Source organism: Nitrospira sp., from assembly GCA_016873435.1.
Lineage (GTDB): Bacteria > Nitrospirota > Nitrospiria > Nitrospirales > Nitrospiraceae > VGXF01.
Genome location: VGXF01000009.1, coordinates 46,220 through 66,780, shown reverse-complemented (window position 1 = coordinate 66,780; position 20,561 = coordinate 46,220). Strand labels below are relative to the sequence as shown.

Below are 20,561 nucleotides of genomic sequence, written 5' to 3'. Positions count from 1 at the left end.
TCGTGCCCAGCGACGAGGTGTGGAGGGCCGCCGCACATCCACGGCCGGCTCTCAGACCACGTCCGCTGGCCGGTTCGTAGGCACGATGGTCGGCTGGCTCGGATCTTCGCCCAGTGACAGGCGGCGGGATGCGGAGAACTCGAAACCGTTACCAGTGGGAAGCAATCTGCTTGCGGCGATGGTGGACCCGTCGGCCGCGCTCGCAAGCGACTATGAAGCACGCGTGAGAATCAGAACGAGACGGGCAACTCTCCCCTGCATTTCCACTAGCGCCCCTTAAAAGACCGCACGTAGAGGATCACCTGCCACGCTTCTTCTTCAGTAAGCATTAAAGGAATGAACGCGGCCATGCCGGTCCCGCGACTGCCGTTCTTGAGAATCCAGAACAGCTCCCCATCCGTGCGGGCGTCCTGCCACTCCTTATCGGTAAAGTTACGCGGCTGCAGTCCTCTTGCAGGCCGGCGCCCACTAGGTCCCTTGCCATCCCCCCCGTGACAGGCCTTGCAATGAGCCGTGCCTTCGTAAAGGGTCTTCCCCTTGTCCAATAATTCAGGCGTCGGCTTGAGCGGATTCTTGACGGCCCTCGCCGCCACAATCTGATCAGACGGGACGCGCGGACGCAGAGCCTTCTCATCGGCCGCCCTTGCGGCATCTCCCACGACAAGCAGGCACACCGCTATGACTGACAGATGAAGAGGCCTCATATGCTGTCGGTTACCTGTCAAACGTCTTCCCTATTACTTTGCTCTGCCTTGAGTCTATCGATCCTGCTTTTTGAGCATGGGATCGAGGTCTTTCTTTGTTTCCTCGGTCACGTTGTAGCGCACGTAGTCGTGTTCGAGCACTTCGTTGGCATAGAGCCGTCCGGTCGGAGCAGGAATGGCGAGCGCAGCTTCCACCGTCCCGTTCGGACCTACCGTGACGGGCTGCTCGATACGGGTCCGGATGTAGGGATGCCAAATGACCAGTTTGTAGGTTCCGGGCGGGACGTCGGCCAGGGTGAACTTGCCCTCTCCATCTGTCTTGGCGAAGTACGGATTGGCGACAGCCAGCCCCCAGCTTTCCATGTAGGCATGGAAACCGCATTGCATGGCGAAGATCCGGCGGCCTTTGCTGAGCTTGACCAGCTCCTTCATCGGTGCGCCGGCCATGTGCTTGTGATACATCCCGGCGTCGCTGCGATCCTTGAAGTTGCGGGGATGCTGCGGATTCATCGGCAGCGGCACGTTGAACAACACGCGCGCGCCCAGCCCCGAGGTCTCGTAGGCCTGAATGTCGTGCATGACGGGGTCCATGTTGACCACCGTCACCGATTGATTGTCCCGCACCACGGTCGTGAAGGGGTGAAAGAGACAGTCCTTCGCCTCGATCTGCTGCACCCCCTTGTCATCGAAGGGCTTGCCCTTCTCGATGCCTTCCAGATAGACCACGACGTCGCGAAACTCGCCCGCCGGTCCGATGTTGAACGGCTGGAGAATGCGCCAGCCCTGCCCGTCGGAAATGCGCCCGCAATAGAGCGGATCGGGCAGCGTGGTGAGATTGTAGCCCTTGGGCTTGGGCACCTTGCCCGTCATGGTGACGCGCCCGGTCACCGTGCCCCCGTCTGTCACCGTGATTTCGTCGTAGGCGGATACCGCGCTTGCAGACAGCACCACCGCGCCCAGCGCGATCGAACACATTCCCCGTCTGATCATGAGTCCGGCCCCCCTCGGAAAAAAATCCTGAACGCGTTCCCAAGCCATTACTTTACACTCGGCGCCCCCCAAAAATAAACAGGGGAGCCACATGCTGCCACGCGGCTCCCCCGTCCGACTCACTCGACCGCGTTTATCCGCCTTCGCTGAAGCTTCGGCGGATTCCGCTTTCCCGCTTCATTTCAGCGCGGTCGGAATCGCCTGGCCCTCGGGCGCGGCCTCGGCGTGCCGACCCGCCGCCCCTTTATAGAGCGGCTGGATGCGGCTGTCGTTCGACGGCAACACCCGGAGGTAGCCCCACTGTCCGGACTGCGTGTACGGCAGCCGCTGGTTGGACCAGACGTAGTCGCCCACCAGCCGCGCCGGTCCGCCCGCCCCGCCTCGCAGGAAGACGTCCAGGGTCTCGGACCCGGCGTACTCCACCACGCTGATCTGGTCGGCGCCCGGCATGTAGGGCTCGATCGGCCACTCGTGGGCCTCGACCGAGAACATGCCGTTCTGCTCGCTGTTCGCGCCGATCACGTGGATGCGGACCGCGTCACCCGCGTGCGCCTCGATGAGCGGTGTCACGGGATCCTCGGGCTTGTCCACCTTGCAGGGCATGAACACCTTGTCCAGCCCGCAGCCCTGTTCCTCGCGGAACTTGTAGGGTTCGGCGCGGTAGTTCACCGCCGTCAGACCCGCCACGTTCTGCACGTAGGGCATGAAGGCCGTCCCGATGATGTTGTCCTCGTCCTGGAAGAACAACGCGACGTCACGATAGTTCGACTTGCCCGCGTTTTCCGACAGGCTGCGGTCCACGATCACGTCCGCCCGCCAGCTGTTCTTCTCGGAAAGATCCTGACCCGTGACCGGATCGCGATACTGCGACCCGCGCGGCCCGACGATGATCGCGCCGTAGAGTCCGTTCCGCGGATTCGTCACGATATTGCCGCCGTCCCACACCAGCGACGTCGTCTCCTTGTTCGCCGGATGCGCGTAGTAGGTGTAGGTGCGGCTGTCGCCAGGCGCCACGGTCTGATCGCCGCCGTTGTGGCCGACGTTCAACCCCTGGCTGTCCTTCGGATCGAAGGCCAGGCCCGGCGCAAAGAACGACGCCTTGCTCTTGGCCATCTTGTTTTTCAGGTTCACTTTGATGCAATCATTGAGGTTCACCCGGAGCGTCAACGGATGCGGCGTCACATTGGCCGCCGTCCGCGCCGCCTCGTCCTCAAGCATGAAGATCTTGCCTTCCGGCATGGTCAACTCGATCTTCCGCTCGAAGTCCACCTCGATCGAGTCCGGCGCCTTCGGATGCAGCTTCATCGGGCGGTCCACCGCCACGACGTTGAAGTTTTTCACCGGCGCGCCAGACGGACAGACGCCACTCGGCGTTTCCGGAATGCCCTTGGGATTGGTCCCCTTCGGAAGCGGCTGCAGGTCCGTGGCCGGCTTGTCCAGCACGCGGAAGATGCCCCATCCGCCCTCGGCGAAGTGCGAGCTCCGCCCGTTGAAGTGGATGTAATCCCCCGGCATGCCCTGGAAGCCGCCGGCCTTGGTGACGAGGTCATACCGTTCGGCGATCCCGACGTGGATCGAGTTCTTCCGATTGGCATCCCCCGCATAGCGCTCCGTCAGGAACGTATGCCCGGCGATCGTCCACACATGCGATTCGTTCATCAACTGATGCAACAGGCGGAACACGACCGTGTCGCCCGTGTACGCCTTCAACAGCGGCGTGTCCGGATCCCCGTGCGTGGCGCTGCTGAACAGCACCGACGTGTCCGGATTGTTGGCCAGCCGCTGAGCGAACGGTTCGGCGCGGAAGTTGAACCCGCTGCCCGTCGTGTGCGTACCGCCGTTGATGAACGGATTCGGCGCCAGCAGGATCTTGTCCGGCATCTGGAACGAGACCGTCTTGCCGGCCTCCAGCGCCACCTCGATCGGCTGTCCGGGCGGATTGCCCGCCTGGATCACGTTTACGGTGTGCGGGACGGTGTCGTGGATGGACACCATCAGTTCGCGGAAGCTTCCGCTCACGCCGTAGCCGATCGGCTCGGTGCTGTGGATGTCCGCGATCGGCCCGCTGTAGACCAGCTTGCCGTTCTTCGGATCGTGATACGTGCTGCCGAACGGCTCCACGATCGTCACGCCGAACCCGCCGTGCGGCCAGGTCGTCGCGCCGAAGGCGTGGTCGTGCCAGAACACGGTGCCGTAATCGGCGTCCACCCAGTAGCGGTACCGCACATACTCCGGCGACACTAAGTCGTTCGCCGGGTGGTTGCGCTTCAACGGCTTGAAGAAGGTCAGCGTGCTGCCGTCGATTGCCTTGATCCTCGCCACCTCCGAGCAGCTCTTATCCCGCGGCAGCGAGGTCGCGGCATCTCTGCCCTTCTCGAGGCAGTCCATGCCCACCATGACTTCGGTGTTCACATGGAACGCGGTGGCGCCGGGCGCCATCTGAATCGTGACGGACGTGGCGCCCGCCTTGGCCCCGCCGGGCAGCTTGGCCACCATCGGCGCGGGCAGCCCGTGCTTCGTCTTCTTCCCCCACATGGTGAAGGGACGGACCGACATTTCGTACTCCATGCCGGAGATCACGCCGTCCGAGTTCCCTGTGTCGAACTGGAAGAAGTGGGGGTGGATGTTGATTTTCGACGACTGGAAGTTGGTGTAGTCGTCGTCGTCCCACTCGCTCGTGAGCAGCGTATCCACGCAGTCATACACGTTGGCGCGGATGACCGCCGGGAACTTGAGGTCGTCGTCCTTGCGAATGAGGTTCTCCTCCTCGTGATGCACGTAGATCAATCCGTCCTTATCCGTGATCGCCGGCTCCTTCCCCTGCTTCTTGGCCAGGGTGATGGGCAGACGGATGAAATGGAGATTGTTCACCTTGGGCGTGCTCGCGTTGGCCGGGCAGAGGCTCCACGGACCGTTCTCGCCCGGCTTGGCCGGCTCGCTGGTCCGCTCGCCGTTCTCGTCCTGGTGGATCGGCTCCAGCCAGGGCGCCCCGCTGTGGTTCGCGGAGAAGGGCACGCGCTTGCCGAAATGCGGCTTGAAGAGCGGCCACGCCAGCTTGCCCGTGGTCGGATCGAACAGGATGTTCGGACGGGTGGTGTCCGACCACTTGGCGGCCGCGGGATACTTCGGGTTCACGGCCGTGCTCTCCCGCTCGCCCTTGGCCACGTCGCCCTCCCACTTCCAATCCCACACGGTGGCGTCGTAGGAGATGATCTGAGCCTTTTCCTCATCCGTGTGGCCGGGCTTGCCCTGCGCCGGCACGAACATCTCGACCCAGTCCTTGATGTTCACGACGACCGGATTGGCCTTCCAGTTGGTCTTCTGATTGCGCGCCACGATCTGGAACTTCTTGCCGAACCAGTCGACGGTCGTCCCGATCAGCTTGTCGGACGACACGCCGAGCTTCATGCGGCCCTGCCGGTCCGGCAGTTCCCGCATGTCCGGCATCGTGTCGGTATGGCTCGCGCCCACCTGGAGCGTGTTGTAGTAGCGGCCATAGCCCCACATCCCCGCCACATAGTGGTGGGCGACGTGGCAGTGGAACAGGAATTCGCCGGCCAGGTGCTGGCACCCTCCGCCGCCGCATTCCGGCTCGAGATCGAGCGCTTCCGACGGACCGATGACTTCCACGTCCACGCGGTCGGACTTGGTCCGGATGACCGGATACTTCACCGGGCCGTCCTGGCCCATCGCCCACATGTTGTTGGGCTCGGTCATCGGGCTGCGCTGCCAGCGGATCGTACCGCTGTGCGGATGGTGCGAATGGAACACCTCCGACCCGCCGTGCACGATGCGCCACTTCGTCGGATCGCCCAGATAGCCACGGGGAATCGTGGTGGGCGGATCGCCGAACGTGTAGGCGCTGTAGGCCATGGACTCGTCTTCGAACCCGAAATACTCGTGCTGCAGGTGCATCTGATCGATGCCGAACGGCTCGCTGCGGTAGTTCAACGCGCGGCCGCCCGGACGGTAGGCGTCGGTGAGCGGATCGCGCTGCGGCAGGAAGTCGCCCTTCTTGTTCAACGGGCGGAACGCTTCGTCGCCGATCTCATGATAGAACAGCACGTGCTCGCGAAAGTCCGGGCCCGAGCCGTTGTCGATCATCACCTGCCAGCCGGTGGCCACCTCAGGCGCGGGCCCCGTGCCGAGCGGATCGAGATACTTGGAACCCTTCGGCTCCACGATGAAGGCGCCGAAAAGACCCAGCACCGTCAGCTCGCGGTCGCGGCTGTAGGAATGGAACTGCCGCACGCCCTCCTGGGTATGCGCATGAATGTACCATTCCATGTCCACGGACTTGCCGGGCGCCACAACGGAATCCGGATTGGTCGTCGTCGCCGCTTTGCCCGTGGCGCTGATGATCATGCCCGCCGACTGGATGTGCAGGCTGCCCATTTCCTCCTGCATCTGGTTGCGCAGCGTGATCTTCACGCAGTCACCCTGGTTGGCCCGGATGACGAGCGGCTGGATCACGTCGCCCTGAAGGCCGGTGGTCACGGAACCCGGATCAAACCCATCCTTCTCGCGCGCCGCCTTGTTCTTCGCTTCCTCCGCGCGGGCCTTGTCCACGTCCTGTGTCAGCACGTACATGTAGCCGGGATAGAAATCCTGCCAGCGGTTCAGCGTGATCTCGATGCCGATCATCGAGATGTCATAGTGCTTGGCCGGCGCGGCCTCCGGGCACTTGCCGCCCGTCGCGGACACCGGTTCCATTTTGTTGTCCGACATCAGCAGAAAGCTGGAGCCGTCCTGCCCCATGTACTGGTGCATCATGGACGTGTTGCCGAAGGCGCCGGACGTCTGGCGGATGCGGCCTTCGCGCTGCATCTGCGCGTCCAGATTCTCCATCAGGCGGTGATGCTGGGCTTCGATCTGCGCGGACCGCGCGGTGCGTCCCTCGATCGCCTCCTCAACGATGGTCTGGCCCTTCAACTGCTGCTGCCATCCCACGGACGTCGCTTTTGGCGATGTCTGGTGCTGATGGCTTTCCTCGGCAAACGCCGCCGGCGTCGCCGCCAGACTCGCTGCCACCACAAGATGCTGCAGAGTCGTCATCCAACTCTGCGGGTACGACTGCCTGTGCATAATGGCCTCCCTTGGTTTGAACAATTCAGTCCTCATGACGTTGTGAAAAAAGTGTCGCTTCCTCTTAATCCAACTTCCGGCCGGTTTCTTTGAACCGGTGAAGGGTCCTCCGTGAGGAGGGGTCTAGGGTGAATCGGAGGCCGGTCCAAGTACACCCCACCCTTCACCGGCAAGACGGATTACCGCAACTGTCGTGCCGGACTCTCGCATTAAAATGAAAATGTAAATCGTCTGACTCAACAATCACTTAGAGCTATTTTGAGAATGCGCCAGAAAAGTCTTCCCCACACCAATCCACATCTCTGGACAGACCGGCAGATGCCAAAATACAGCTCTCAATCATTTCAACTAGTTGGAGCGTCCAATGATTTGGACGCTGAGAACTGCAAATTGGTGTGGAATGGGGCAGACGCGGGAATACGTTCTATGGAGCCTGCGGACAGGGCTGCATCGTCAGCGTGCGGCTGGCCAGCTCCGCCAGCTCTTCGATGGCCCGTGTGAGATTGGCTTCCAACTGGACTTCCTTTTTCTTCCGCAAGTGTTCCGGATAGGTCTCCAGATATTTGTGTCCGAGCAGTGCGAACTCGCGCACCTTCCAGACCTCCTGCTCGCAGCCCGTCAACTGCCAGACCTCCACCTCGATCAGCACCGGCCGGAACGCCCAGCCGAACGCGTAAAAGCCGCCGGTCCAGATCGGCAGGTCGGTCATGATGTCGAACAGGAGATAACTGCCCATGGCCACCGAATTGCAGCCGCTGACCGCGCCCACGACGGTCAGTTGCGACGAGGCGGTGATGGCCCACCCCGTCAGCCAGTACCGCAACGGCATCTGCCCATAGCCCAGGAGCCGTCCGAAGAGCACCAGATCGGCGCCGGCCACCCGGCCCATCGCGAGAATTCGCTCGCGAGCCACCGTGACGAGTGGCGCCACGGTGGCTTCGAGGCGCTCCGCTTCGTGCAACGGCAGCACCGAGAACCTCTTCTGCCTGCCGAGACGATCGGTCATCAACTGCTGCGCCGTGAATGTGGCGTCGGCGATCAGGCGTTTTCTGATGTCCGGTTCCTGCTCGGGTGAAGGCGGTTCGTCGAACGAATAAATCTTGCTGCTGTGCGAAATGGCCACCTCCATCGTGAAGGGGCCGACGAGCACCGTGGGAGCGCGGCCGGAATCCCGTTGGGCGACGGGGGCTGTTCCACAGCCTGCCAAGAGGGTAAGCCTCGCGGTCAGGAGCAGCCCGAGCGCGGGAGGAAGAGGGACACGTCCGGATCCAATCTCATGGCGGAAGCGACAAGTCCGCATCAGGCAATGATGCGACTATTTGACCCCGTAGTCGCGCAGCTTGTTGTAGAGATTGGCGCGGCTGACTTTCAGAAGTTTGGCGGCCTTCACCTTGTTGCCGTGCGTCTTCTGGAGCGCCTGCTCGATGCGGGTCCGCTCCGCCTGTTGCGCAGCCGTGCGGGCCACACTGCGGAGATCAGCCTCTTCATGATGGTGCGCGGGCGGCTCGTCGGCGGAGACAAACTGGCCGACGGTCAACGCGGTACCATCCGCGGTCACGACGGCACGCTCAATCGCGTGTTGCAATTCGCGGATGTTGCCCAGCCAGTCGGCCCACGTCAAGACCTGCATGATGGCCTGGGGCACATCCAGCGGCGGCCGGCGATGCCGCCGGCAGGATTGCTTGACGAAATGCCGGACCAGCACCGGAATGTCCTCACGCCGATCGCGCAACGGCGGCAGCGTCAAGGGCAGCACCGCCAGCCGGTAATAGAGATCCTCGCGGAACGCTTTCGCCTTGATCAGCCCGGCGAGATCCTTGTTCGTCGCCGAGATCACGCGGACATCCACCTTGATCGGACGATTGCCGCCGACCGGCTTGATCTCCCCTTCCTGGAGCACGCGCAACAGTTTCGCCTGGAACTGCGGGCTCGTATCGGCGATCTCGTCGAGAAAGATCGTCCCGCCCGAGGCCTCCTCGAACAGACCTTTCTTGGTCGCATGCGCGCCGGTAAACGAACCTTTCATGTGACCGAACAGCTCGCTCTCGAGCAAGGTCTCGGGCAGCGAGCCGCAGTCCACGACGATGAAGGGTTGGTCCCGGCGGTAGCTCAGGTCATGGATAGTTCGCGCCGCCAGCTCCTTGCCCGTGCCGCTCTCGCCTTGCAACAGCACGGTCGCCTGGCTGTCGGCCACAAGCCGGATCATCTCGAAGAGCTGCCGCATCGGCGCGCTGGCGCCGATGAGCCAGCCGAGATGTGGCGCCTTCGCCTTGCCGGATTCGCGTACATGACCCAGCAGCACCAGCGCGGCACCCGCACGTTGATCGCCAGTCAGAAGCGGATAGGCCTGCGTCATGCCGCAGGCGCTGCCATCCCCCTTGGTGGCGCAGGAGACGGCCCGCACATCTGTCGTGTCAAACACTTCCTTGGCCGAGCAGGCTGCGCAGGGATCGGATTGGTTCAAAAACGCTTCGTAACACTTGGCCGGGCGCACCGGAGGAGCTGCGCGTCCTGATCCCGCCCAAGCCGCGCGGTTGGCGTAGATGACCGTCTGGTCCGGCTCGATCACCATTATGCGGTCGGACGATCCCTCCGCCAGCAGCTGCAAGGCTTCCAGCCGCGCAGCCAGCACGGGATCGGGGTGAATGGGATGCGTCTCGTGAGATCCGGCCATCTCGTTCTCCTGCAAGGCGCTGACAGGCGGCACAGGTTGCATGACCCAATTCTGCTCCGGCTTTTGAGCCTGTCAGTCTGTTACTTGTCAGCTTGCGCTCCTCGATGATCCAGCAACCGTTTGATCGACGCTTTCAGCTCCGCCATGCGGACCGGCTTGTCGAAATAGGCGGCGCCGCACTTGAGCGCGGTTTCCCGCATCGCCGCATCGCCGAAGGCCGTCATGACGATGATCGGACATCCGGGCACCATCGTTCGAAGCCGCAGCACGTGATCCATGCCGCCCGCCGGCATCCGAAGATCGGTCAGAATCAGATCCGGTTTGGCGCCGCTGAGTTTCTGCATGGCCTCGTCCCCGTCGGCCGCTTCCACGACCCGGGCGCCGAGATCCCACAGCTCGTCGCAGATCAAGCTGCGCATATCCCCGTCATCTTCCACAACCAGCAGCACCGATTTCCTCTCTTGTCCCACACCGCTCTCCGTCCGGCCTGCGCCTCCCCTCATGGTTCTCTCACGCAATAATTATGCCGCCTTGAAAAAGCGAGCCGGCGGTTGCGCAGAGGGAAATTCGGCTGATCCCGCGGCTTCAGGAGGCCGCTCTGGCGAGAAACACTACAGTTGGGGCGGGAACGGCTGGCGCAGGATGCCCCACTGCTGGAGAGCGCTAATAGCTGGCAGCTAATAGCGAACTGTAGGAGGCCGGAAAAGATATCAGCTATTCGCTGCTCGCTATTTGCTGGCGGGGAGCATGATCGTGAAGGTGGTCCCCCGTCCGGGTTCGCTCTCCACCGAAATGGAGCCGCCATGCTCCTCGATGATGTTGTGCACGACCGTCAGGCCGAGGCCGGTGCCCTTTCCAGCCTCCTTGGTCGTGAAGAACGGCGTGAAGATTTTCGACAGGTCTTCGGGAGGAATCCCGTAGCCCGTATCGGCGACGACAATCTGCACGTGCCGGTCCATTCGGGCGAGTCCGATGCGCAGCGTCCCGCCATCGGGCATGGCATGGATTGCGTTGATGAACAGATTGAGCAGCATCTGGCTCATCTGATCGGGATCGGCGTGGACATGGACAGGATGCAGCGTCGTTTCGAAATCCGACTGCACCGTCACGCGTGAACGCCGGATCCTTTCCTGCAGGACTTCGATACAATCCTCGGCGATCTGTCCGATGTTGACCGGCCGCCTCTCGCTGGGCTTCCGCCGGGCGAAGGTCAGCAACTGGTTCATGATTTTGGTGATGCGCTCGACCTGCGAGACGATCGTGGCCAGTCCCTTTTTTGTCGTCTCATCCTCGGTCTTACGCATGAGCTGCTCGGCCCGGCCGATGATGACGTTCATCGGCGTGCCGATCTCATGGGCCATGCCCGAGGCCAGCATCCCCACCTCGGCCAGCCGCTCGGTCTGCCGGAGCTGATCCTCCATCCATTTGCGCTCGGAGATATCGCGCAAAATGACCGTGAAATATTTGTTCTCCCCTACGGCGATCTGTGAAATTGAGGCTTCGGCCGGGAACTCCTCCCCGTTGGCGCGGAGCCCTGTGATGGCGCCCAATCGTCCCATTTTCCGGTTCGTCGTCCCGGACTGGCCGAACGCCTTCACATGCACCGTGTGGGCTTCGCGGAACCGTTGCGGAATGAATCGGGTGATGGACCGCCCGATCGCCTCCGACGCCGGACAGCCGAACATCTTTTCCGCCGCTTTGTTGAAGAGCACGACATTCTGCCAGTCGTCCGCCGTAATGATGGCGTCCATGGCCGACTGGAGAATGCCGTTCAATTGCAGATTGGCCAGCTGCGATTCGCGGTGCAGCGCCCCGCGCTCGCCTGCCTCAGCCAACGCGCGCGCCTCCACCGCTGCTTCGCGCTCGGTCTTGAGCCGGTTGACGACCTGCTCGATCTCGCGGGTCTGAGCAGAAGGTTTTCCGGAATTCCGCCCGGACTTTGACTGAGGCCTGGCTCTTTTCTTCTTCACGTCAGGAGAAGGACTTACCGTCTTCGATCTCGCCCAGTTTTCGATAGAGGGTCTTGCGGTCGATGCCGAGCAGCTGCGCCGCCTGGTACTTGTTCCCGCCGGTCTTCTCCAGAATGCGGAGAATGTATTCCTTTTCGATCGCTTCGAGCGGCAGGGTCTTCTCGGCCGCTTCGTCGATGACCTTTCGGTCTCCGCGCGCGCCATGGATCGACTGCGGCAGATCCTCCGGCTGTACTTTCTCGCCGCACGCCAGCGTGACGGCCCGCTCGATCACATTCTCCAGTTCGCGGACATTTCCCGGCCAGCCATAGTCCATCAGCATCGCCAGGGCGGACTCGCTGATCCCCTTCACCGCTTTCCGGCTCGACTCGGCGGACTTTTTCAGAAATGCGTCCACGAGCAACGGAATGTCCTCGCGCCGCTCGTGCAGCGTGGGCATTTTGATCTCGATGACGTTCAGGCGGTAATACAGGTCCCCCCGGAATTTTTTGGCCTTCACTTCGTCGGCCAGCGAAAGGTTCGTGGCCGCGATGATCCGCACATCCACCGGCACGGACTTGGTCGAGCCGACCCTCCGGATTTCCTTTTCCTGAATGGCGCGCAGCAACTTGGCCTGGAGCATGACCGGCAGTTCGCTGATTTCGTCCAGAAAGAGCGTGCCGCCGCCGGCCTCCTCGAAGAGGCCGCGCTTGTCGCTCTTGGCGTCCGTGAAGGCGCCCTTCATGTGGCCGAACAGCTCGCTCTCGAGCAGCGCTTCCGGAATGGCCGCGCAGTTGATCGGCACGAAGGGGCCGTTTTTGCGATCGCTGTTGAAGTGGATGGCCTTGGCCGCCAATTCCTTGCCGGTGCCGGTGGCGCCGGTGATCAGCACGTTGGTCTGGCTGTCCGCCACGCGACGGATCAGATCGAAGACCGCCCGCATCGGCCTGCTCTTGCCAAGAATCTGGTGAAAGCTGAACTCCTCGCGCACGGCGCGGCGGAGCTGCTGCACTTCGCGGCACAGCAGCGCGTCGCGGAGAGCCTTCTCCACCACAAGGACCGCTTCCTCGGTTTTGATCGGCTTGGTGACGTAGTCGTAGGCGCCCTGCTTCATCGCCTCGATGGCGGATTCGACGGACCCAAACGCCGTCATGATGATGACGTTGGTGCCGGGATAATCCCGCTTGATCTCACCCAGCAATCCGAGCCCCTGCATCCCCTGCATGCGGAGATCGGTGAGGACGACGGTGTAGCCCGTGTCGGCCAGCTTTTTAAGCGCCTCTCTTCCGTTGGCGGCCACGTCCACGCGGTGGCCGCGGTCGGACAGTTCGTCCTTCAACAGGTCGCGCATGTCCGCCTCGTCGTCCACGACGAGGATGGACCCGCCAGTCTCGGGTTGCTGATGATTCGCGAGCATGGGCTACAGACTAAGACCAGAAGCAGGAACGGTCAAGGGAATGCGGAATAATAATTACGAGGGACGCGGGAGCTTGAGGGCCCAGGTCAGAAACCGGTCTTGCAGGCGGTCCGGCAACACCCTGGTCAGGAAGGCGCGCAGTTTCGCATCGGCGCCGACCAGATAGCGGGTGTTCGGACAGGAGGCCGTCAACGCATGCACGATTGCGTCAACGACGGCATCCGGTGGAACGGCCCGCTGCTCAGCCTGCTTTACCCTTTCCCGCACGCCGGCGATCGCCTGCCCATAGAGCACCTTGGCTTCCGGACTGGCGGCGGCTTCACGTTGCCTGGCATCTTCGTTGGATTTCCTCCAAAGTGGCGTGGCGATGGCGCCCGGCTCCACGATGGACACCTGAATGCCCCAAGCCTGGAGCTCGAGCCGCAGCGCGTCGGTGAGTGCTTCCAGGGCAAACTTCGACGCTGAATAAGAACCCATGAAGGGCATTGCCGAGAGACCCGCGATGGAACCCACATTGACGATGCGGCCGTGCCCCAGCCGGAGCAACGGAATGAACGCCTGTGTGACGGCCACCTGTCCGATGACGTTGACCTCCAGTTGCTTACGCAGATCGTTTAAGTCCAACACTTCGAGCGGACCGGCCACGACGATGCCGGCATTGTTCACAAGACCGGCGAGCCCGGAGGAGCCAACTGTTTCACGCACGGTCTCAACGGCCTGGGCGAGGGATGGCGTGTCCGTGACATCCAGGATGATCGGTCTCAGCCGCGGCGAGGCCTGCGCACGCAGGGCCTCGCCGTCTTGCCCGCGGCGCACGCCGGCGAAAACGCGCCAGCCCAGGCGGTCCAGCGCCAGCGCGCAGGCTGCGCCGATGCCAGTCGAGGTGCCGGTGATGACGACAGTCTGCGCGTGAGGGAAATTAGCCATAATGACAAAAAATGAGGCGGGCCCGCCGGAAGGCGAGACCCGCCTTTTTAATCACGCTTCGTTAGTGCGCCTCCTGCCGATCAGGCTTCTCGCAAGCAATGTGGCGGCTCGCACAGTTCGGCTCGCGATGGTGCTGCGCGTGCCTCTGCTTGATCTCCACCCCGTCAGCCGTGGCCGCTGCTGCATACTCGGCGATGCGCGCCTGCCCACGCTCCCGACGGGCCGCTTCGCGCTTATTGAGTTTGCCGCTGGGCACGCCCTGGTTGATCCGCTGCTGCTACTGCCGCCGGGTGTCGATGTCGGGCGTCGCGGTCCGGGCGAAGACCGGCGCAGTCAGCACCGCCGTCATCCTCGTTGCAAACACGATGCGCGTGGCCACAGTGAACGCCTCGTGTCCTGTGGTTTCCATAAATAATAGCACTACCGTACCGCCCGCGTATGAACCGGTCAAGGAAACAATGGTTCAAAATCGGGGATGACTTGCGCCCGTTCCCCCATTTATACTGCGCACCAATGTCACTCAAATCCGACCTCGCCAAATCATTTCTGACTACCCAGTCATTCAAGTGGGACAAGGACAAAGGCTTCACGCTGGCCTCCGGCGCCGTGAGCCCGTTCTACGTGGACTGCCGGGTGCTGATGGCCCATCCGGGTCCGCGTGCATTCGTAGCTCAACTGGCGTTTGAAGCCCTGCAAGGCCTGCCGGTGGACTGTATCGGCGGATTGGAAATCGGGGCCATCTCGATCGCCACGGCTATTTCGGATGAAGCTCATCGCAACAAGAAGGACTGGCGAACGTTTGTCGTCCGCAAGCAGGCCAAGGATCACGGGACGGGCAAGCTGCTTGAAGGCGCGGCGCAGCGTGGTGACAAGGCCGTCGTCGTGGACGATGTGCTAACAAGCGGGGGCTCGGTGATCAAGGCCGTGGAAGCCGCCCGCCACGCCGGGCTGACCGTCACGCATGCGCTCGTGCTCGTGGATCGTCAAGAACAGGAGGGTCGCAAGAAGGTAGAAGACCTCGGCGTAACGCTCATCAGCCTGCTGACGATCAAGGATCTCCAGCAGGCTTTCTAGCCACAGCCGTTACTTGCAGGAAAACTTGATCGCCCAACGGTTCAGCGTGATTTCCTCTGAGCCGCCGACATTGTCCTGAATTCGCCGAAGGCCCTTCGTCTCTCCTTCCTTCAGCACGTTGTAACCTTTCGGACATTTGTCCCGGATCATCTTGAGTGCGTCCCCCCGAAAGCTCGAGAGGAGCGCGCTGTCTCCTTTATAAGGATAGACAACAATCCCACCCGTCTCGGTCTCCTGAACGAACTTCACGCCCTCGGCGCAGCCAGCCAGCAGCAACAGCCCCGCCAGGGCCAGACTTGACCAGTCAGGGAACCCCCTCGTATCATGGAGACTCCTTCCGTCCATGGAGGTTTCATGAGAAGTACACGGCTCGCGTTCGCACTGATGGCGCTGGTGATGTTGGCGGCATTGCCGCAGGCGCTGGCCTATCATTCGTACCTCATCTCTGTAGAAAAGCTGAAAGCCGCGCTTGAAAAAGCGCCGGATCATCTCAACAAGGGTTTCTTTCTCATTGACGTGCGCTCGGCTAAGGAACATATCGGCGGCGTCATTCCGGGTACCGACCGCAATATCGAGTTTTCCCAGATGCGGACCCGCCACCGCGAAATCGGGGCACAGACCAACGACCACATCGTCGTCTACTGCCAGTCCGGCCACCGGAGCAACATCGCTGCGGAAACTCTGGCCGACCTCGGGTACAAGCATGTCTACAACGTCAGCGGCAGTATGAACGCGTGGGTCGAGGCCGGTTACGCGACGCAACCAGCCGGCCGCTAACCCTCACTGCCTCGGAAAGATCCCGATCACCGCGGGTAAGGGCGTGTGACTGAGCCCCTTGCCATCCACCAGCGGAGACCAGGCGGCGTCGGTGCGCGGGCCCGAGAGCGTTGAACTGATCAGCACATCCGACGAAGCCCCACCGTCCATGGCCATCGCGTGCGTCACGTCACGAAAACCGTCCCGCAGACACACGGCGAGTTCCCAGAGCGGGATCTCGCCATTCGACATGATCACGAGTATGCGGCCGGCGCGATCCTCCGCCACGACCGTCTGCTGCGCCGCCTTGCCGGACTGCCGCACCCGCGGCTTGCCCTGCCGGTCCAGCAACATCAGCGCCTGCGCCGCCTCCTGATAAGCCGGCCGCCCGGGATCGAACGCCTCAGCCTGCAGGTCGAGGACTCGCGCCTTCTTTCCCATCGGCGCAAACGGCTCGGCCACGAAGAGGCCCTGCCACTGCGCATGCTTCGCGCTTCCCGCCGACTGGCCACCGCTGTAGAGCAGCCCCATATAGGAGAAATTCTCGAGAAAGAGGCCTGCGTTGAATAGGGCGACCGCCTTCGTGCGCTGCTGCCATTCGGGCAGCGTCAGCGGCCCGTTGAGCCGTTCGTGATGGAATTGATAGACGGCGAATCGGAACCGCTCCGGATCGATCTTCAGCAGATAGAGCGGCGGCACCTGTGCGCAGGGCTTGCCCGGTGTCCAGACCGTGACGTCGAGCCCGTCGGCCAGTTTGTCCCATGCCGGTGCCTGCGCCCAGGCATGGGCCGGCAGAAAAAGGAGTGCTGCGAGCAACAGAACCTTCATCTGTTAGCACCTGTTCCTGTCGCTGCTAATTCGTACCGTCAAAATGCCCGCTGGGCCGTCGAAGCTGCGGTCTTTCGGATTAAGCGGCGTGTCGTAGGGGATTCGCTGCTGCTGGCTAGGAGCACACTGCAGCATGGGCGTGCCGAGCAGCTCGCTGCCCTCCGCCGTCCCATAGCTGCTGTTGCCGCCCGGCAGTTTCCAGGTGAGTGGGCTGTTGGCGAAAATCCCCGTGCCGTCCACTTTCAAAATCAACGGCCTCGACACGCCTGGCTCCCCGCCTAGACCCGTTCCCGACGAGCGCAGACTTTTCTGCGGCAACAGTCGGAGTGGTCATGGCGCACGCACAGATGATGGGTCCGGGTAGAAATCATTTCATGAATGTGGTTCAGACACCCCCAGCGCCGCCGCCGCTTTCTTGACCGAGCCCGGCTTCACGAAAATCAGCACGGCGAAGCGGCCCTTGCCGGCATTGACGGCATCCGCCGCTGTCACATTGATCTTGGCATCCACCAGACGTTCCAGCATGTCGGCTACCGCGCCAACCCGATCATCCCCTTGCACCACAAAACAGGCCTTCGGCCCCTGCAGCTTCCACTTGTGGTATTTGGCCACGGCCTGAAATCGCGCTGGGTCCTCAGGCACGAAATCCAACTGCGCCTTGCCGCCGCGCGGGAACCCCGAGAACGCGAGCAGGTTTACGCCAGCCCCCTTGACCGTATCGAGCCGCGCCACTGCCTCCCCCGGTTTGTTCGGCACCGCCATCTTGAAGTATTGTGCCAGCCTGATCGACTCCGCCATGGGTACCTCCCGTACAAGGATTTCGTAAACTGGTGGATTTTACCTTGATAGAACGCCCGCGAACAGAGGGGAAAATCAGTTCTTTTGCAGGCGTTTAAGTTCTTGAAAAAGCAGAGGAAGTCTTCCAATCTTCTCTTTTTGGACTGTTTAAAAACTTCCGGGAAGGCGATCGCAAGCAAAGGCCTGAGGCGTATGCCCTTCGGTTCGGGGAGGGCCTGAGCAAGCACGAACGCTGTCGGGGAGCTTGGTCAACAGCCTAGGTCAGCCACCAATGACAGGTGCGCTGAGAGCGGCATGCGGGGAGACGATTTTCGAGAACATCAGCGTGGCAGAGACAACCCAATCAATCACCGGCTGCGGGTAGACGCCCAAGATCAGCGTGCCGGCTAACCCCGCATAGATCACCGCCCGCATGGGTGCGGACACAGTCAGCGGCGAACTGTCCACCGGCTCATTGATGTACATCTTCTTCACCACCACAAGATAGTAGTACATTGAAATGACGACGTTGACGAGGCCAACAACCAGCAGCGTGTAAAGTCCCTCTTTGATCGCGGCGACGAAGATGTAGAGCTTGCCGATGAAGCCCGCGAGCGGCGGCACACCGGCCAGCGACAGCAGAAATACCAGCATGGCGAAGGCAAGGAACGGCGACCGGCGGCCCAGGCCGTTGTAATCCTCGATCTCATCGCTGTTGATCGAATTCCCGACGGCAATGACGACGGCAAACGCGCCGAGGTTCGCGAACAGATAGGTCAGCAGGTAGAATAGGATTGCGTCGCCGCCCATCTTGGTGCCGGCCGCGAGGCCGATTAGCACGTTGCCAATCTGCGCGATGCCCGAATAGGCCAGCAGCCGCTTAATGTTCTTCTGCGCGATGGCCACGATGTTGCCGTAGGTCATTGAGAGGATAGATGCCAGCACCAGCAGCAACACCCACTGCGGCTTGAACGACGCCAGCGAGATGAAGAACATCCGCAGCAGAATCGCGAAAGCCGCGCCCTTGGGCGCGATGGACAGCAACGCCGTCACCGGCGTGGGCGCGCCATGGTACGTGTCCGGAATCCAGGAATGGAACGGCGCCGCACCGATTTTGAACCCCAGCGCCGCGAAGATCAGCACCCAGCCGATGACGAGGCTCGTCGTGGCTGGCGCAGCGGCAAGATCAGAGAGCACGATCTTGCCCGTCTCGCCGTAGACGAGACTGATGCCGTAGGCCAGCAGCCCCGCCGCGAAGACGCCCAGAATGAAAAACTTCAGCCCCGCTTCGTTGGACGCCGGATTGTCGCGCAGGTAGGCAACGAGCACGTAGAAGCCAAAGGTCGAGAACTCCAGGGTGATGAAAATGGACAGCAGGTCGTTGGCCGAGGCCATGAACATCATCCCCAGGGCTGACATCAGCACGAGGAAGTAATACTCACCTTTGAAAAACTTGAAGCGCTTCACGTAGTCGACGGACGCCAGGATCACAAGGATCGTCGCAGCGACGACAAACATCTTGAAGAAGATCGCCAGCCGGTCCACGACGAACATGTGGTTGAACAGCGTGCCGGTGATACCGGCACGGTCGAACCAGACGAGGTTCCCCAGTACCGCTACCAGCCCGAGCACGCTTAGATAGGCGAGGGTCCGCTTCGAGAAGCGCGGCAGCGAGAAATCGATCGCGAGGATCACACAGAGCCAGAGGGTGAGAAACAGCTCCGGCAGCATGAGAAGCAGATCGGTGGCGCTCATCGTCAGCGCGAAGGTCACGGCTGCGGCCCTCCGGTGATCAGTGCCTGCCCTGTCTGCGAGACGACCGGCACCACCTCGATGATGCGGGCGATCAGCGGATCCACGCCAGCGCGCACCACGTCATAGAAATGGAACGGGAAGAAGAAGAACCCGACACTGCAAGCGATCATGAGCAGCAGCGGGAACCGGTCCACCAGCGACACGGCATCGTGCGAATGCGCATAGTGCTCATCCAGCGGACCGTAGAACAGCCCCCGCATCATGCGGAACAGATACCCCATCGTGAGCACGATCCCAACGACGGCGACAAACACTTGCAGCGGATACTTGTGCCAGGCGCCGACGAGGATCATGACCTCGGCGATGAAGTTGACCGTGCCGGGCATGCCGATGGAGGCCATGCAGGCAACGATGAAACAGCCGGCCACGAAGGGCATGCGGTCGACAAGCCCGCCGAGGGACGGAATGTCGCGCGTGTGCGTTTGATCGTAGACCCAGCCGGCCATGGCGAAGAGCATGCCCGTGGCCATCGCGTGGGCGAACATATAAATGACCGCGCCGCTCAGGCTGATGTAGTCCAGCGCCGCCATGCCGAGAAATACGTAGCCCATGTGGCTCGAACTGCTGTAGCCGATGACGTACTTGGTGTCCTTCGCGTAAAACGCCACCAGCCCGCCGTAGACAATGCTGAAGATGCAGAGGACCGCTGCAATCGGCATGAGTTGCCGCGTGAGGTCCGGCATGATTTCGTAGCAGATGCGGATGATCGAGAAGTGGCCCAGCTTCATCAGCACGCCCGCGTGCAGCATGGACGTGGCGGCGGGCGCCGCGGCGTGGCCGACGGGCGACCAGGAGTGCAGCGGCCAGATCGGCGCGATCGACGCGAAGCCAAAGAAAATTAGCAGCCAGATCAGCGTGCCCAACGTCCCCTCAAAATGCGCGTGTTGCTTCAGCTGCACGATGTCGAAGGTGTTCAGGCCTGAGAATTTGTAAATGAGCAGAATGCCCATCAGCGCCGCCACAGCCCAGGCGGACAGAAACAGCACGAGCTTCATCGCCGCATATTCCTTGCTGTTCCGTCCGAAGTTCAGGATGAACCGCGAGGCGTCAGGGCGCTCCCACTCGGCCGCGTTGGCCGTTTCCAGATAGGCCTTGGTGTGGCTGCCCCACATGCCCAGCAGGAGGTACATCGGAATGACGGACATTTCATAGAAGAAGTACAGGAAGAACAGGTCGAGCGACATGAAGACGCCGATCGTGGCGGCGGCCAGAATCAGCAGCCAGATGTAGAATTCCTTAGTCCGGTCCTTGATGTGCCAGGAAATGAAAATGCCCGCGAACAGCAGAACGCCGGAGGCCAGTACCAGCGGCGCGCCGATGCCGTCCACGCCAAGATAAAACGCGATACCGAGCTCCTTGGACCACTCGAACCGCTGGACGAACTGATAGCCGACCTTGGTGGCATCGAACGACAGGAACATGATCCAGGAAGCCAGGCAGCAGACGCCGGCTGAAATCGCCGCAACGAGGCGCACCTGAAGCGCCTGCCGGTTCGGGATAAAGATCAGCGTCATGGCCCCGACGAATGGCGCAAACAATATAATAAGAAGGATGGCGTCGAGCAT

At 61.9% G+C, this 20,561-nt stretch carries 18 protein-coding genes; 2 read left to right on the top strand and 16 right to left on the bottom strand.

Annotated elements, in window-relative coordinates:
• Positions 1-266: 266 nt before the first annotated feature.
• The 10 genes from FJ248_06780 to FJ248_06735 form a co-directional block, all read right to left on the bottom strand.
• Complete coding sequence (locus tag FJ248_06780; GenBank protein ID MBM4120586.1) at positions 267-704, bottom strand: cytochrome c; 438 nt, start codon at positions 702-704, stop codon at positions 267-269.
• A gap of 54 nt (positions 705-758) precedes the next feature.
• Complete coding sequence (locus FJ248_06775) at positions 759-1,742, bottom strand: carboxypeptidase regulatory-like domain-containing protein (protein MBM4120585.1); 984 nt, start codon at positions 1,740-1,742, stop codon at positions 759-761.
• A 129-nt stretch (positions 1,743-1,871) separates the two neighbouring features.
• On the bottom strand, positions 1,872-6,779 hold the full coding sequence (locus FJ248_06770) for a hypothetical protein (protein MBM4120584.1): 4,908 nt from the start codon (positions 6,777-6,779) through the stop codon (positions 1,872-1,874).
• Between the two features lie 424 nt (positions 6,780-7,203).
• Positions 7,204-7,929, bottom strand: coding sequence for a hypothetical protein (locus FJ248_06765; protein MBM4120583.1), 726 nt, complete (start codon positions 7,927-7,929; stop codon positions 7,204-7,206).
• 165 nt (positions 7,930-8,094) lie between these two features.
• The gene (locus tag FJ248_06760) at positions 8,095-9,495 is read right to left on the bottom strand and encodes a sigma-54-dependent Fis family transcriptional regulator (GenBank protein ID MBM4120582.1); all 1,401 of its coding nucleotides are present in this window, start codon (positions 9,493-9,495) and stop codon (positions 8,095-8,097) included.
• A gap of 38 nt (positions 9,496-9,533) precedes the next feature.
• On the bottom strand, positions 9,534-9,956 hold the full coding sequence (locus FJ248_06755; protein MBM4120581.1) for a response regulator: 423 nt from the start codon (positions 9,954-9,956) through the stop codon (positions 9,534-9,536).
• 225 nt (positions 9,957-10,181) lie between these two features.
• A complete protein-coding gene (locus tag FJ248_06750; GenBank protein ID MBM4120580.1) occupies positions 10,182-11,423 on the bottom strand; it encodes a PAS domain S-box protein in 1,242 nt (413 codons plus the stop codon).
• A gap of 1 nt (position 11,424) precedes the next feature.
• Complete coding sequence (locus FJ248_06745; protein MBM4120579.1) at positions 11,425-12,819, bottom strand: sigma-54-dependent Fis family transcriptional regulator; 1,395 nt, start codon at positions 12,817-12,819, stop codon at positions 11,425-11,427.
• Between the two features lie 54 nt (positions 12,820-12,873).
• Positions 12,874-13,746, bottom strand: coding sequence for an SDR family oxidoreductase (locus FJ248_06740; protein MBM4120578.1), 873 nt, complete (start codon positions 13,744-13,746; stop codon positions 12,874-12,876).
• Between the two features lie 61 nt (positions 13,747-13,807).
• The gene (locus FJ248_06735) at positions 13,808-14,002 is read right to left on the bottom strand and encodes a hypothetical protein (protein ID MBM4120577.1); all 195 of its coding nucleotides are present in this window, start codon (positions 14,000-14,002) and stop codon (positions 13,808-13,810) included.
• Positions 14,003-14,184: 182 nt separating this feature from the next.
• On the opposite strand from FJ248_06735, the gene pyrE reads away from it, so the two are divergent.
• Positions 14,185-14,820, top strand: a complete 636-nt coding sequence (gene pyrE / locus FJ248_06730) for an orotate phosphoribosyltransferase (GenBank protein ID MBM4120576.1) — start codon at positions 14,185-14,187, stop codon at positions 14,818-14,820.
• 9 nt (positions 14,821-14,829) lie between these two features.
• On the opposite strand, the gene FJ248_06725 is transcribed toward pyrE, so the two are convergent.
• The gene (locus FJ248_06725; protein MBM4120575.1) at positions 14,830-15,165 is read right to left on the bottom strand and encodes a hypothetical protein; all 336 of its coding nucleotides are present in this window, start codon (positions 15,163-15,165) and stop codon (positions 14,830-14,832) included.
• On the opposite strand from FJ248_06725, the gene FJ248_06720 reads away from it, so the two are divergent.
• Positions 15,145-15,597 (top strand): rhodanese-like domain-containing protein, encoded by a 453-nt coding sequence (locus FJ248_06720; protein ID MBM4120574.1) that lies wholly within the window; start codon positions 15,145-15,147, stop codon positions 15,595-15,597. The genes FJ248_06725 and FJ248_06720 overlap by 21 nt on opposite strands.
• Before the next feature lie 3 nt (positions 15,598-15,600).
• Here FJ248_06720 and FJ248_06715 read toward each other — a convergent pair whose 3' ends face one another.
• The 5 genes from FJ248_06715 to FJ248_06695 all read right to left on the bottom strand — a co-directional run bounded on the left by FJ248_06715 (position 15,601) and on the right by FJ248_06695 (position 20,561).
• The gene (locus FJ248_06715; protein MBM4120573.1) at positions 15,601-16,404 is read right to left on the bottom strand and encodes a phosphodiester glycosidase family protein; all 804 of its coding nucleotides are present in this window, start codon (positions 16,402-16,404) and stop codon (positions 15,601-15,603) included.
• 3 nt (positions 16,405-16,407) lie between these two features.
• On the bottom strand, positions 16,408-16,668 hold the full coding sequence (locus FJ248_06710; protein MBM4120572.1) for a hypothetical protein: 261 nt from the start codon (positions 16,666-16,668) through the stop codon (positions 16,408-16,410).
• A gap of 108 nt (positions 16,669-16,776) precedes the next feature.
• Positions 16,777-17,202, bottom strand: coding sequence for a hypothetical protein (locus FJ248_06705; GenBank protein MBM4120571.1), 426 nt, complete (start codon positions 17,200-17,202; stop codon positions 16,777-16,779).
• Positions 17,203-17,463: 261 nt separating this feature from the next.
• A complete protein-coding gene (locus tag FJ248_06700) occupies positions 17,464-18,954 on the bottom strand; it encodes an NADH-quinone oxidoreductase subunit N (protein ID MBM4120570.1) in 1,491 nt (496 codons plus the stop codon).
• Positions 18,951-20,561, bottom strand: a complete 1,611-nt coding sequence (locus FJ248_06695) for an NADH-quinone oxidoreductase subunit M (protein MBM4120569.1) — start codon at positions 20,559-20,561, stop codon at positions 18,951-18,953. The genes FJ248_06700 and FJ248_06695 overlap by 4 nt, the downstream gene beginning before the upstream one ends.